Origin of the sequence: Chryseobacterium sp. UNC8MFCol (assembly GCF_000482305.1) — a bacterium.
Taxonomy (GTDB): Bacteria; Bacteroidota; Bacteroidia; order Flavobacteriales; family Weeksellaceae; genus Chryseobacterium; species Chryseobacterium indologenes.
In genome coordinates, this window is record NZ_KI535291.1 from 160,759 (window position 1) to 175,060 (window position 14,302).

10 protein-coding genes are annotated in these 14,302 nt (G+C 37.1%); 7 read left to right on the forward strand and 3 right to left on the reverse strand.

Going from position 1 to position 14,302, the window contains the following annotated elements:
* The first annotated feature begins 106 nt into the window (after window positions 1-106).
* From M030_RS0118485 to M030_RS0118505, 5 genes are all read left to right on the forward strand, one after another.
* Window positions 107-688, forward strand: coding sequence for an RNA polymerase sigma factor (locus tag M030_RS0118485; RefSeq protein WP_027374855.1), 582 nt, complete (start codon window positions 107-109; stop codon window positions 686-688).
* Window positions 689-748: 60 nt separating this feature from the next.
* Window positions 749-1,906: a FecR family protein gene (locus tag M030_RS0118490; RefSeq protein WP_185097402.1), complete on the forward strand. Its 1,158-nt coding sequence runs from the start codon at window positions 749-751 to the stop codon at window positions 1,904-1,906.
* A 114-nt stretch (window positions 1,907-2,020) separates the two neighbouring features.
* A complete protein-coding gene (locus M030_RS24500; protein WP_051585170.1) occupies window positions 2,021-5,554 on the forward strand; it encodes a SusC/RagA family TonB-linked outer membrane protein in 3,534 nt (1,177 codons plus the stop codon).
* Between the two features lie 10 nt (window positions 5,555-5,564).
* Window positions 5,565-6,932 carry a RagB/SusD family nutrient uptake outer membrane protein gene (locus M030_RS0118500; RefSeq protein WP_027374857.1) on the forward strand — a complete coding sequence of 456 codons (1,368 nt, stop codon included), beginning with the start codon at window positions 5,565-5,567 and terminating at the stop codon, window positions 6,930-6,932.
* Window positions 6,933-6,934: 2 nt separating this feature from the next.
* Complete coding sequence (locus M030_RS0118505; RefSeq protein ID WP_027374858.1) at window positions 6,935-8,377, forward strand: TlpA family protein disulfide reductase; 1,443 nt, start codon at window positions 6,935-6,937, stop codon at window positions 8,375-8,377.
* A gap of 57 nt (window positions 8,378-8,434) precedes the next feature.
* Here M030_RS0118505 and M030_RS0118510 read toward each other — a convergent pair whose 3' ends face one another.
* From M030_RS0118510 to M030_RS25635, 3 genes are all read right to left on the reverse strand, one after another.
* On the reverse strand, window positions 8,435-8,704 hold the full coding sequence (locus tag M030_RS0118510) for a hypothetical protein (protein WP_027374859.1): 270 nt from the start codon (window positions 8,702-8,704) through the stop codon (window positions 8,435-8,437).
* A gap of 98 nt (window positions 8,705-8,802) precedes the next feature.
* Entirely contained in the window at window positions 8,803-9,252 is a 450-nt protein-coding gene (locus M030_RS0118515) for a MauE/DoxX family redox-associated membrane protein (RefSeq protein ID WP_027374860.1), read from the reverse strand.
* Window positions 9,253-9,426: 174 nt separating this feature from the next.
* Entirely contained in the window at window positions 9,427-9,675 is a 249-nt protein-coding gene (locus M030_RS25635) for a hypothetical protein (protein ID WP_155860282.1), read from the reverse strand.
* A 442-nt stretch (window positions 9,676-10,117) separates the two neighbouring features.
* Between M030_RS25635 and M030_RS0118525 the strand changes: the two genes are divergently transcribed.
* Together M030_RS0118525 and M030_RS0118530 are read left to right on the forward strand one after the other, a co-directional pair.
* A complete protein-coding gene (locus M030_RS0118525; RefSeq protein ID WP_051585172.1) occupies window positions 10,118-11,782 on the forward strand; it encodes a helix-turn-helix domain-containing protein in 1,665 nt (554 codons plus the stop codon).
* 111 nt (window positions 11,783-11,893) lie between these two features.
* Complete coding sequence (locus M030_RS0118530) at window positions 11,894-14,212, forward strand: hypothetical protein (RefSeq protein WP_027374862.1); 2,319 nt, start codon at window positions 11,894-11,896, stop codon at window positions 14,210-14,212.
* Window positions 14,213-14,302: the final 90 nt, after the last annotated feature.

Sequence of the window (14,302 nt, forward strand, 5' to 3'; positions counted from 1 at the left end):
AATACAGATCCTTGATTTAACTTTGTTTCAAACAGTAATTTTCATTTATTTTCAAATGATATAAATATTATCTAACTTTACTTTATCATTTACCAATTGCCCTATTATGACATCCCGAAATGTGATCGACGAAAGGGCACTGCTTTCCCAGTTTCAAAGCGGTGATAAACTGGCTTTTGACCGTATCTTCACGATGTTTCATTCTTCATTGGTATTTTTTGCAGACCGGTTACTTCTTAATATCGGGATGGAAATTTCAAAGGAAATTGTGCTGGACATCTTTCTGAAATTATATGACCGGAGGGAAGGATTTGAAACGCTGTCAAATATCAAAGCGTTTCTCTACATATCCGTGAAAAATAGCTGTATCAAAGCTATTGAAAAGGAAAAAGTGAACCAAAAGCGGTTTGACCTATACTCCAAAAACTTTGACGAGTTTGAAAAAAATGTACTGGATAGTATTGTTCAGACCGAAGTATATGAGGAGCTTTACCGAGCAATTGATCTGTTGCCGGAACAATACCGGCTTATCATGGGCAGGCTTGTCAGCGGTGATACGCCAAAGGAAATATCCGAGGAGCTCGGTATTCCCGTCAGTACGATAAATACCCAAAAATCAAGAGCACTTTCACTGTTGAAAAAATCCCTTTCAGGTGCCGGGATAGCACTTTTAATGATTTATTCCTGATTTTTTAACTTTTTTGAGACAACGCGGTATCTTTTCGGGTTTCTATTTAAAATGAAACCGATGGATGAGCAACGTATTCTTGATGAGTTAAAGATTGTCCCCCTTCTGACAAAGATTTTACGAAGAGAGGTTCTGACCGTTCTCGAAGAGAAGATGGTTGAGGTCTGGCTCAGTCAAAGCAGTGAGAACCGTGCTTTCTTTGAACACCTGAAAGACGACGAGCATGTTGCCAAACAACTTTTAAAGCGGGAGCTTGCTGGTGCCAGCACTACTTCGGAACTTGAAAAATTACATGGGGTATTGAAGAAACGACAATCCCATTATAAGCGTGTTGTATTTTGGACCTCCGCTGCCGCCGTATTCCTGTTTTTTTCGCTTACCCTGCTTTTGTACAGGTATTATCAGTCCAGACAGTCCATTCATGAAACCGTCAATATGGCCACGGCCGACATTGACCCGGGTAAGGATCAGGCGACATTGACTTTCGACGATGGTCAGGTCATTGATCTGCAAGGAAAGACCGTGAAGAGCGATGTCAGTGGTGTAACCTATCTGGATGGCAAAGCTGTTTCATCGTCAAAGATGCAGTTTACGACACTTACAACACCACGTAAAGGACAATATAAAGCAGTGCTATCGGATGGAACGACCGTTTGGCTGAATGCCGAATCCAAACTTAAGTATCCTACAAAATTTGCAGGTGCGGAGCGATTGGTTGAACTTGAAGGTGAGGGCTATTTTGATGTTACGCATAATGCTTCAAGGCCATTTATAGTTGAATCAAAAGGCCAGCGGGTCAAGGTTCTTGGAACAAAGTTCAATATCAATTCGTATGCTAACGAGGAATATTCTAGGACAACACTTATTAGCGGAAGTGTTGAATTGAGAAATTTACAAAATGAGTTGTTAGTAAGATTGAAACCCGGGGAGCAGGGTAGATTTGTGCTTGGTGGTATTGACGTCAAAAAAGTTGATGCGGAGTCTTTTATTGGATGGACTGAGAATGAATTCCAATTTAAAGGAGCACAACTGGTGGAGGTGCTAAGGCAACTGGAGCGGTGGTACGATATCGATGTGGATTATAAGAATGTTCCCAGTACAAAAGTATATGCTACAATTAGCCGGGATAAAAAATTGACAAGCGTACTCTATGCACTTGGAGAAATTACAGATTTAAATTTTAAAATGAGCGGAAGGAGGATTGAGATCAAGAAATAAAGATTTACTGTTTCATATGTTGGCCTGAAATAATGCCGGAGTGTTAGCGCACTCCGGCGATCGGGTCTATATACTAGAGTTTCGAGCAACTAATAATTAACCCTACACAAATCTATGAAAAAACATGATTTTTCCAACAGGGAAAATATACCGCAGGTGGCGGATATGTTTTCGGGCAGGAAAAAATTGCTGCGTGCAGGCTTAAAGAGTACCCTATTCTTTATGCTTCTTGCTAGCGGTACTGCTATTAAGGCGCAGCAGATCAGCCTTTCGCTGCAGAAAGCGCCACTTTCAAAGGCGATTTCCGAAATACGGAAGAGCACAAAGTATGACTTTGCCTATAGTGAAGAACTATTAAAAAAAGCAGGTCCAATTTCCATCAACCTTAAAAATGCCAACATTACCGAGGTACTGAATAAGATGTTTGCTGACCAGCCGATTTCCTACAAGATCGCCGATGGCATTATCATTTTAAAAGAAAAACCAGCAAGCGGAAATACACCCCCTTCAAAAAATAAGGAAACAATTAGGGGGAGGGTTGTAGATGAAAATGGCAATCCACTTGTTGGCGCCACCATTCAGGTAAAAGGAACAAATTTTACAGTTACTTCCGACAGTGCGGGATCATTTGAATTGCCCGGTGAATTTTCTGATTCAGATCTGATGATATCCTATCTGGGCTACGCAAGAATGGAAGTTCCGGCGAAGAGTGCCGAACGAATCGTACTTGTCACGAATTCCAATAGGATAGAGGAGGTCAGTGTTGTTGCGAGTGGGTACCAGTCTATTCCCAAGGAGAGGGCTACGGGATCATTTTCCAAAGTTGACAATGCGACTTTTAATCGTCAGGTTTCGACCGATGTGATCAGCAGGCTGAAAGGTATTGCACCATCTATTTTATTTGACGAGCGTTCAGGATCTCCGAAGCTAACAATTCGGGGACAGGCAACGATCTTTGGTAACGATCAGCCGCTAATTGTCGTTGACAATTTTCCTTATGAGGGGGATATAAACAATATCAATCCGAACGACATTGAGGATATTGATATTTTGAAGGATGCAGCAGCGGCATCCATCTGGGGAGTTCGTGCTGGTAATGGTGTGATCGTCATAAAAACTAAAAAAGGACGAGCAGACCAGCCGATGAATATAGGTTTTACCTCTAATCTCACGATCGGACAGAAGCCTGATCTGAACTATATTCCTCAGATCAAACCAACTGACTTCATTGATATTGAAAAAATGCTTTTTGAAAAAGGATTTTATGATTTTACGATAGGTAATACCGCTGAAAACCCGCCATATTCCCCTGTTGTAAGTATTCTTAGTGATCAGAAAAATGGGCTACTCAGTTCCCAGCAAGCCGATGCACAGATCAATGCACTCAGAAATGGAGATTTACGAAGAGATATGAGTAAGTATCTCTATCAAAATACTGTAAAGCAGCAGTACGCTTTAAATCTTAGCGGAGGAGCCAATAAATATACTTACTATTTTTCAGCGGGTTATGATAAAAACCGAAACTCGGAAAAAGGTAATAGTTTTAATCGGATAAGCCTTAACAGCAACCAGGTGTTTCGTCCAATAGAAAAATTGGAGCTTTCGGTAGGATTATCCTATAACCAAAATACTCAATCTATATCAAATGTAACATCGATGCTCAGCAATATGGGGCGGGAGCAGATGTATCCTTATGCAAGACTTGTAGATGAAAATGGAAATGCTGCTGTCTTGACAAAAGATTATAGTAATACTTTGAAGCAGAGGGCCCTTTCAGAGGGTTTACTAAATTGGGATTTTATTCCTTTGAATGAAATAGATTGTCAAGATAACAAAGTTAAGCAATCAGAAGCTCGTATTAACACTGCACTGAAGTATAAAATAATTGAATCGTTATCAGCCGAAGGTCGATTCCAATATGAAAATCAGAAAATAAATTCTCGCAGTTTTTACGATCAGAATAGCTATTTCATGCGAGATCAAATCAATCTGTTTACTACGTTTAATGGCGGTGTAATGAAGCGTAATATACCGCTTGGTGGAAAATTGGATAATACTAATAGTGAACTAAAGGCTCTTAATGGGCGCTTTCAATTAAATTTTGACAAAAAATGGCATAAACATCAGCTTAATTCAATTGCCGGATTCGAAGTGCGTGAAACAAAATCTAATGGTATTTCTAGCAGTTTATATGGCTTTGATCCAGCTGTTGGTTCAAGTATCCCAGTTGATTACGTAAATGAATTTGAAATGTATGGAACAGGGTGGACAAGCCTAATCGCTCATGGTAATAACTATTTTGCAACATTAGACAGAATCCGTTCCTACTATTTCAATGCTGGTTATAATTATGACCTCCGTTATGTGCTGTCGGCCAGTGCTCGTATTGACCAATCAAATTTATTTGGAGTTCGCACAAATGAAAAGTCTGTTCCGTTGTGGTCTGTGGGGGGAAAATGGAATATGAGCAAAGAGGATTTTTATAAAATCCAATGGCTTCCAGAGTTAAGTATAAGGTCAACCTTTGGTTATAGCGGAAACGTGGACCGAACAGTGACTGCATACACTACTGCGATGCTGACTTACAATAGCTTTAATCAGCTACCTGCTGCAACCTTGCAAAATCCCCCAAATAAAAATTTAAGATGGGAGAAAAATCGAATGTGGAATATCGGTATTGACTTTGCCATTAAAAACAAACGTATCGCTGGAAGTGTGGAGTACTTTAGTAGGAAAGGTAATGATCTGATCGGCAATAGTGCAATTGATCCTACATCGGGATTTATTTCTTATCGAGGAAATGTAGCTAATATGTCTGGAAATGGGCTGGATGTTGAAATTAATTCGGCAAATATCACAAGCGAAAAATTCAAATGGAATACCTTTGCATTATTTTCTATTGCAAAAAATAAGGTCACAGAATATCAACGACCGACGTCATTAAGCAGCTTTCTTAGCGATAATAGTATCTATCGTAATCCTATTTCTTATTCTCCAGTGGTGGGCAGACCATTATTTGGTATCTACTCTTACCCGTGGGCTGGATTAGATCCTGAAACAGGACAAGCTAGAGGTTTTTTGAAAGATTCTCCATCAATGCAGTACACGCAAATTACTCAGGAGCTTTCATTAGATCCTACAAATAACCTTGTTTATAATGGAAATGCGCTTCCTCCATATTTTGGTGCAATTAGAAATACATTCAGTTACAATGGTATTGAACTCTCTTTCAATATAACATACCGTTTTGGATATTATTTTAAGCGTAATAGCATCATGTACACTGCTTTGTATAGCAACTATACTTCTCATGCTGATTTTTATAATAGATGGCAGAAACCTGGCGATGAAACTAATACTAATGTACCTGCACAGGTTTATCCTGGAAACGGTCTCGCAGATGATTACTATAAAAATTCTGAGGTTTTGGTTGAAAAAGGTGATCATATACGACTTCAGGACATTGTCCTTTCTTATTCATTGAGTCCACAAATTTTAAAGCCATTACACTTGAAAAATTTACGTATTGCAGCTATCGCAAATAATCTTGGTATCCTGTGGAAAGCAAATAAAAGTAGTTTAGATCCTGATTTTCCATTTTCTAAACTACAAAAGAGTTTTACAATTGGATTGAACGCCAACTTTTAATACCAATAAAATGAGAAAGTTAATTATTACTCTAACCTCAATATGGTTATGTTGTTTCTGGACTAGTTGTTCAGATAAATGGTTAGAAGAAAAACAGGACATCAAGTTGATTGTACCAACTACTATAAATGACTTAGATTTACTCCTTAACGCGGACGTTTTCCAATATGACGGTCGGGGGTCTGTTGAAACAGCTTGCGATGATTATGAATTCACGCCACAGCAATTTAATCAATTGTTTTATGGTTTTGATCGTGATTTAATTACATGGCAGAACGGGGTCGACATGGAAAACTTACTTCCAATGCAAATGAACGAATGGAAATGTGCTTACAATCAAATTCAAATTTGCAATGTAGTTTTGAAAAAACTACATTCCATAACAATAAACGAAAACAACAAAGGGGATTATAATAGAATCTATGGAACTGCTCTATATCATCGTTCCAAGCAATTTTTAAACTTGGTTATGACTTTTAGCAAGTACTATGATAAAAGATCAGCAAACTCAGATTTGGGAATTCCTCTGAAGTTAGATGATGATATTGAAGAGGCTATAAAACGTGCATCTGTTGAAGAAACCTATCAAAGAATTATCTCGGATTTGCAAGAATCCGTAAGAAATCTACCAGCTAATCAGAAAGATTACTCTCGCGTATCCAAGGCCGGATCATTTGCACTTTTGGCCAGAACGCAATTATTTATGGATAATTATGAAGATGCTAAAAAATCAGCTGATTCTGCTTTAAAATACAACTCATTTGTGCAAGACTTTAATCAAATAATAAACATTTCTGCGTCACGTCCGTTAAATATCCAATCTAAAGAGATTCATGTTCGCGCGGCGATGGTGAAAGTTTCAAACAATCCCACAACAGGAAGGATTAACGAGATGTTATACAACCAATACGATAATAGTGATTTAAGGAAATTTCTTTATTTTAAAACTGAACAGGACAATAAAGTAACTTTCAAGGGCCACTTTCTTAATACTCTCTTTACTGGCACCACAACAGGTGAAGTTTTGTTAATTCTTGCGGAAACAGAAGCAAGATTAGGCAATAAAGATAAAGCATTGAGATATCTTAACCAGTTAGCTCTCAATAGATATAAGAAAGATCAGTTTGTTCAATTTGCTGCCAATAGTAACGCTGAAGCATTGGATCTGATCTTGAAAGAAAGAAGAAAAGAACTTGTAACAAGAGGTTTAAGGTGGCAGGATCTTAAAAGATTGAATCGAGATGGTCATTTTCAGCAAACTTTAAAACGTTCTATTGGTGAAAATACATATGAACTGCCAGCTAACGATCCTCGTTATGTCTTGCCTATTCCTTCATATGTGATCAACTTTAATCACATTGAACAAAATAAATACTAAATATGAAAAATTTTATTTTTACAATGATATATGTACTTTATTCAAGTTTTGCTTTTTCGCAAGCTAGTACAAGCATTCAAATCAATATCCCTCAAAAAGATACCACAGAACTTAAAGCGACAATCTTTATCGAGAACCCTATGTTACCTTTAGAATCTAAAAGTTATCGCGATACGGTTTTAATAAAGAATGGAAAGTGTCGATTTTCGTTCGACTTAAAAAATACGAGCTATGTTTATTTAATAATAAATAATAAGTATGTAACCTTTCCTGGAGATTATGCAGTTTTGGTTGAGCCTAATGACAACCTCGTCTTTGATTTACCGTCTTTCCAAGATGTCGGATTTTTCGGATGGGGTATAACCAAAATTAAAATTAGTGGTAAAGGAAGTGAGAAGCTTAAATTAGTACAAAGATGTTTTTTCAAATTATTTGAAATCTATAAATCTGATCCTGAATTTCACCTGCAAAGCTTAACTTATCAATATAAAACGACAGATAAAAAATTAAGTGCGATTGATTCTATTCTTGCTAAAAATAATACTGTTCCAAATAATAATAAAGATTTGTTAAAAGCACAACTATATTCATTAGTGATGGGGCCGACATTTAGATCGAGCAAAAGAAGTGATAGTGATTCCGTTCGAACTTTATTTAATAAGTATATTATTAGTAAAAATCGGATGCATATATTTTTTAAAAAAAATATGGTTAAATATGGTGGAATGATTGGATCTTATTTAATATTGTCAGAATTTAAAAACCCATACAACGTTGGAGGTGATGATTTCGAAATAGTGAATAGACTTGAATATGCGAAAATTTTAGAGAAGAATCTCATAAAGTATCCGGAAATAAAAGATTTCCTTTTGTCAAAACATGTAATAGCAGCAATTAAAAGTGGTTTTGATTCAACTACAACAAATCTTTATAAATTTTATAGTGAAAACGCGGATTTCAACAATCCAAATTATTCTACTATTGTAAAATTATATGAAGAAACTGAAAAAAAGTTAGCGCAAGGCAAACCATTCTACGAATTTACATTGCCTGATTCTACGGGAACCTTACACAATTTAAAGGATTTTAGAGGCAAAGTGCTCGTAATTGATTTTTGGTACAATGGATGTGGCGGCTGTAAGCTGATGGTACCTGCTTTGGAATCGATTGAAAAGGAAATGCATGGCCGAAATGTACAATTTATCTCCATTGGAATCGATAAAAAGAAATTATGGTTGGATGGAATTGGAAAGTATTCAAGTATAAATTCTTTACAACTCTTTACTGAAGGTCAGAGCAAGGATCATCCGATGATGAAATATCTAAATATTTATGCTTATCCAAGATTAATTGTAGTTGATAAAGAGGGAAGAATAACATCTGCACCTCCGGAACCACGATCTAGTACGAAGGAATTTGTTAGATTTATTGAGAATTTATTATAAGCAATTAAATTATAAAAAAAGCCAGCCATTTAAATTTTTTATATGGCTGGCTTATTCTTAGTTGGTTATACGTATGCCGTAATGCATTTTGTTTGGATCATTTGTTGGTTGCCCAGTTGATGTATTGTATTCTTGTGAACACAAAGTCGGGGTAGCCTCATTACACTGATTTTTACCACTAACTTGCGTTCCTCGTGAGCCATCTGGATTCACGTAAAATTCTAATAAAGCTACTTTTGAATCAACTTTTGCCGGAGCAAAAGAGAAAGCTGCGAAACTTCCGATTGCAATTGCTGCAACTCCTAGTGTAATTCTTAAATTTTTCATGATGTTGGTGCTTTTTAAATCAAAAAGCTAAACTTTGGTTAGTTTTTCGCCTACTCTTTGTTCAGGTTTTTGGCTACCCCTGTTTGGTTATTAGTTTTTTAGCTATAAGTGGTCTGAACACTATCGTGTGGGGCTCGCTTTAGCGATGAAAAAGTGATCAGACCAATGCTATTAATTGCCAGTGCAATGAAATTAAAATAAAGCTGGTCGTTCCAGTTCATACCGTGGAATACGGCTATACATGAGCATGGAATGCTAGGTGCAAATTTTAAAATGTAAATAAGGTATGCCGTATAGATGATTATGACGGAAATGGAAGCTAATAGTCCTAAGCCTCTCCAGTTCTTCTTGATCAGTAATATAACAATCGCGAGGTGTACAGCCTGTAAAATATAAGGTAAGGCAAATCCTCCTGCAGATAACAGATAAGCACCCTTAATCTGCCTATTGAATGTGTCGAAATCAAAGATTTTACTGGCGAATGTATATGCCCATAATAAGATGAGGATAAAAATGATCAGTTCGGAAATGATGTTCTTAATTCTCATGATGTGATAGTTTGGTGGTTGTTATAAATTTTTCGAAGGCAGGCTTTATTTGACAATTCAAAAATCTGTTTTCAAAATTTTTATTTCATCAAATTTAGAGTGCCTTTTCGGTCAATTCCAAGAACTTGTTGTATCAGAAGGGACACGGACAGCGTATTAAATCGCACGGACAGGTTAGTGTCTCCACTGATCCTTATCTTTTGGAGGCGGATCTGCTATCTCGACGCCGCTATCGTCGAACTGTAAATTAGATGCTGTTTTCACCGTATCATTCTCTGTTTTTTGATACGTCGTTTTCTGTTTTCCTTTTTGCACCAGGCTGGTATTTTCCGGTGCCATATCCATTTCGTCCTGTCTGCACGATTCCGTCAAGCAAAGGGAGAAAAGGATTATCGATATTGAGATAATCGTCTTTTTTTTCATGTTAAAATTTTTAGGATTATCTCGGCCGAGACGTGTTGAATTCTGGTGACCAAATTATCAGTCTTCGCGCTAGTTTGAAACAGTTTGTGGTCTTAGGACATACACGGACAGTCTATTAATAGTGGTTTCCCGAAGTGTAACGAACTGAAAGAAAATGAACTATTACAACCCTAGAAAATTTTTGCTTTGCGATCTTTTTAATAGTGTATTAGCAAGGTCGGACGTGTATTAGAATCCTCGGACGGTGATATAATTTATTATTTATAGGTTTGTAAGTATTTGATAATCAGTATTAAATAAATGAAGTAGATGGTGTGCCAACAATCTGTGCGGTGATTTATGTAGTATATTGTATTTTTTCTTAATTTTATGGTAATACTTAGCCATGAACCACCTGCCTTTTCGTTTTTTGTCAATCATATTCCTTTTTCTGTGTGAATCGTTGTTTGCACAAAAGGAAAAACTGAGCGAATTTTATCTGATCCAAAGACAATATGAAAGCAGGGCAGAAAATGATTCAACGGCTTTACCGCTGGTTCAAAAGCTGATCAGAATGGCAAAAGCCAAAGAAAACCAGATGCAATTGTACCTGGGTTACACTGACGCCAGGTACTATTCACCTGATCCCGCACTAAAATTAAAATATGCAGATAGTGCAATATCCGTTGCTGTAAAAAAGAAGAATGACAGCCTTCTTAGCAGTGCCTATCTGAGTAAGGGAGTTGTTTACTACTTCTATCTAAAAAAATATAAGCTTGCACTGAATGAATATTTAAAAGCATTTGAAAAAAACAAGAGCAGAAAAGATCCATATTACCGCAATAAGATCAATTACCATATCGGTGTTGTAAAAAGTTATATCGGATATTATGCCGATGCGCTGAGTGATTTCGAGGAAGCACGGCAATTTTTTGAAAATGAAACCAAGAAAGACCTGCACCCGAACCTCATGTATGGAAACCAGCGCGGATATAACAATACCTTACACCAGATGGCGGTGTGTTATCGGAACCTGCATGATTTTAAAAAGGCCGATTCGCTAGTTGCTATGGGGCTGGGAAATACATGGAAGAACAGTGATTATAAACAGGAACACAGTTATTTTTTAAAGGAAGAGGGGATAAACAGGTATCGGAAAGGTGATTTTGACGGCGCAATCCGATCTCTCCAAAATTCATTGCAGAACCTGATAGCAATCAATGACTTTTCATGGTTGACGGTATCTTATGCTTATCTGGGAAAGGCTCAATGGAAGTTGGGGCACGCCGAAGAGGGTATTAAGAATTTTGATAAAATTGATTCGATCTTTAACCGTCATTCTTTCGTGCTGCCCGAAGTAAGGGATGTTTATGAAGACCTTATCGTTTATTATAAAGAGAAAAATGACGCGAGTAAAGCTTTGTATTATACTACCCAGCTTATTAAAGTTGATAAGGTATTAGAAAAGGATTTTATTTACCTCTCCTCTAAAATCCATAAAGAATATGATACCAAAAGGCTTCTACAGGAGAAAGCGCTGCTTGAAAGGCAGATATCAATGAGAGGTTGGCTGATTATAACGGCAATTTTTATTACTGCTTTCATTGCCTTCTATGTCGTCTTGCGCATCAGGTCAAGAAAGAAGGGCGCAGGAAACAACAGCCTGTTTGGTATTAACTTTGGCAGTAGTTCTCCTATACCGATTCAGGACGGTACTTTTAGAATACGCCATTATAGCAGAACCGAAATAGGGCAGGACGTTGTTGATGAAATTCTGAGCAAGCTAACGGAGTTTGAGGTGAATAAGGAATTTCTTGAACAAAAGATAGATCTGAAATCCGTCGCAAAGAAGTTTGAGGTCAATTCCAATTACCTCTCCAATGTCATAAACGAGCATAAGGGAGCAAGCTTCAATCGATATCTTAGTGAATTGCGCATAAATTATATTACTGAAAAACTGATTACCGATCCACTGTACCGAAAATATAACAGTGCGACGCTGGCGAAAGAATGTGGGATTGCTTCCCGAACAAATTTTTCCGCACTATTTACTGAAATAAACGGAATATCATTTTCAGACTTTATCCGTAAAAATAAATATGAGGACGGTATCATCATCGATCCATGATAATTTATTATTTCAATCCTTGCGGAAAACCGTAAAAGTCTTCTAAATATCTGGATTAATTTTAATATTTTCATTTTTAGCAAGAAGCCAATTAAAGACCAAATAGATTTTATGATAAATATTGATAATATTGTTGAAATTTGTGTAGCCATAGATATTGCGATCCTGGGTATTGCATATCCCATAATTGTGGATAAAACCTCCAATATCGGCGACAAATATCAATCCGAGTATCTTTTAACTTTATTCAACTATGAAGATCCTCAAAAACCTTTTAATTTTACGATTAGAGGAAGGGAGTTCAAAATCTCAACATTTAAACTCATTCTTTTCGCAACCCTTTTTTCGTTTTTGTTTATAATTTTTAAAGTGGAACCGCCTTTCGGCTGGGATAACTTGTTTATCAATAATTCAGCAAATTTTGTTGTTTTTGCTTTTACGATAGTGTTAACTGTCAAGTTCTTTAAATGGTTAGAGAAAGTCAGTCTTTTTAATGGAAAATCTACAGCGTTATTAAGTCACATTATCAGAAAAAATGATGAGCTTCCGGAAAATGATGAAAAGCGGCAATATTATCTAAAAGCTATCAATGAACTCACATATTATGCAGTAGAAAAGCAGGACGAGCACCTGCAGGAAACACTGCTGCAGTTTTATTACAAAACATTTGCAAATATCAGAAGGAAGCATCCGAAAAATGAAGCTTTGGTATATCCCGTTGATCTTTATTTTATGGTCAACAAGATCAATGAAGAAGCTACAGTGGTTCACAACCGAAAACTGCGGGGCATTGAGCATCGAGCTGTCAGTGGAGTATGGCTTCTCGGTGAAGATTTTGAGGAGATCATCATATCCGATGACACATATAGGACACTATGGTGGAATATTTATACGATCTGTGATTTTCCACAGTTGGTCAAAATGTTCTGGGCTCATTCACATCAGTATTATGATCACCGATTAAGATTAATAATCGCAAACATTGAACCTGGGGGAGTGATCAGCAATTCGGAGGACATTAAACAAAGGAATCTTGAACGCCAGCGGTTTCTTGAATTTCATTATGCGCTGGGAGGCCTTATGCTTTATCGTGGCAAATATGAAGTATTGAAGTATTTTTTAGAATACACGCAAGCACAGCCACCAAGATATGTTTTATTGCCAAGAACAATGACTGATATATTCCAGTGGTTCGAGTATTTCGGAAATGAATTCAAAAATATAGGTGCACCCATTGACTTTAAATATTATTATCCCGAGCTTGACAATCTCGGCAATAGAAGACAGGTGAGTTATTGGATATGCTGTTATATCGCAGTCCTGTTCATCAGGCAATTTTTCATAGGTCAATCTCAGCGGTATCGGGAGACTATAGTCGCACCAAATTTACCCGATGAAATAATAGAGCTGGGTAACTGGCTTGATCGGATGACTTTCTTTGAGCAATGCTTAAATGATGTTTTGCAGAATTCTGAGCTACTTAGAACTTTGAATTATGAGGTAGATGAAGCCAAAGAGCAAGAATTGAGAGAATTTCTAGTAAAATTAAGACAAGATATAATCGACAAAATTGGACAGCAAAAACTTCAGGCGGAGCTTTCACCGCAGATGATCCAACATTTTTATGAAGCTTCCAGTGCTGTTCTGCAACAGGCTTTTGAAGAGTACAATCCGATCTTTATTGAAGCGGATGAAGAGCACGAAAAAGCTAAAATAAAACTAACGGTTTCGGGCAGTACGATGTTGATTTCCAAATCCGCATTCACCGAAGGCGATATCCCTCATATGAACTCTGATTCATTTTTAGCCTCGGCCTTGGTGAGAGAAAGTATAAGGAAGTATATACCAAACTCTTTTGCAATTGCAAGAACAAAAAGATATTTGCTTAAACCGGAAGATCTCATTACGGGATTAACAAAATTGATAAATGGACAGTCAGGCGTGGTGATTGTTGGAGTTAATCTACAGTATCAGGTTCAGCAGATTATTGACGGTAGTGGATTTAAAGATCAGGTAATAGCTATACCAGCAACAGAGTTTGGCGCCCAAGATCTGTTTTTTATTTTGCGAAAAGAGGATTTGCCCGCTATAGAACATAGGGTATTGCAGCAGAATGAAATCGATGAATTACAGCTTGTACTGATTAATGAAAATTTAAAGATTTACGGTTCGGTCATAGATATCAACAAAGCGGAAAACCGTTCCACAAGAGACAGATGGAGTTTAGATAGTGAAGCTGGTGATCAAGACCTTAAAGTTCAGATGTCATTAGCTTTTTTAAGTGTCATACTTTGGAAAGATACGAGAGAAGTAATTCAGGTCAGTGTCTACTCCGAATACAGGGAACAGGGAATTCCTAACGTTTTAAATGATGTTACGCCGCTCGAAAAACGAGGTAACAATAACGATTCAGATGAGTCTCAAGATTAAAATTATTAGAAGACTTATCTGCGAAGCCACTGGGATACAGTGTATCCCACAAATAACCCGCAACGGCTGTCGAAGCGGGGATAAGTAGAT

Bases quoted from the DNA above. Each gene is read 5' to 3' on its own strand.
- M030_RS25635 (WP_155860282.1), bottom strand. From the start codon at position 9,675: ATGAAAAAAAAGACGATTATCTCAATATCGATAATCCTTTTCTCCCTT.
- M030_RS0118490 (WP_185097402.1), top strand. From the start codon at position 749: ATGGATGAGCAACGTATTCTTGATGAGTTAAAGATTGTCCCCCTTCTG.
- M030_RS0118500 (WP_027374857.1), top strand. From the start codon at position 5,565: ATGAGAAAGTTAATTATTACTCTAACCTCAATATGGTTATGTTGTTTC.
- M030_RS0118510 (WP_027374859.1), bottom strand. From the start codon at position 8,704: ATGAAAAATTTAAGAATTACACTAGGAGTTGCAGCAATTGCAATCGGA.
- M030_RS0118515 (WP_027374860.1), bottom strand. From the start codon at position 9,252: ATGAGAATTAAGAACATCATTTCCGAACTGATCATTTTTATCCTCATC.
- M030_RS24500 (WP_051585170.1), top strand. From the start codon at position 2,021: ATGAAAAAACATGATTTTTCCAACAGGGAAAATATACCGCAGGTGGCG.
- M030_RS0118505 (WP_027374858.1), top strand. From the start codon at position 6,935: ATGAAAAATTTTATTTTTACAATGATATATGTACTTTATTCAAGTTTT.
- M030_RS0118485 (WP_027374855.1), top strand. From the start codon at position 107: ATGACATCCCGAAATGTGATCGACGAAAGGGCACTGCTTTCCCAGTTT.
- M030_RS0118530 (WP_027374862.1), top strand. From the start codon at position 11,894: ATGATAAATATTGATAATATTGTTGAAATTTGTGTAGCCATAGATATT.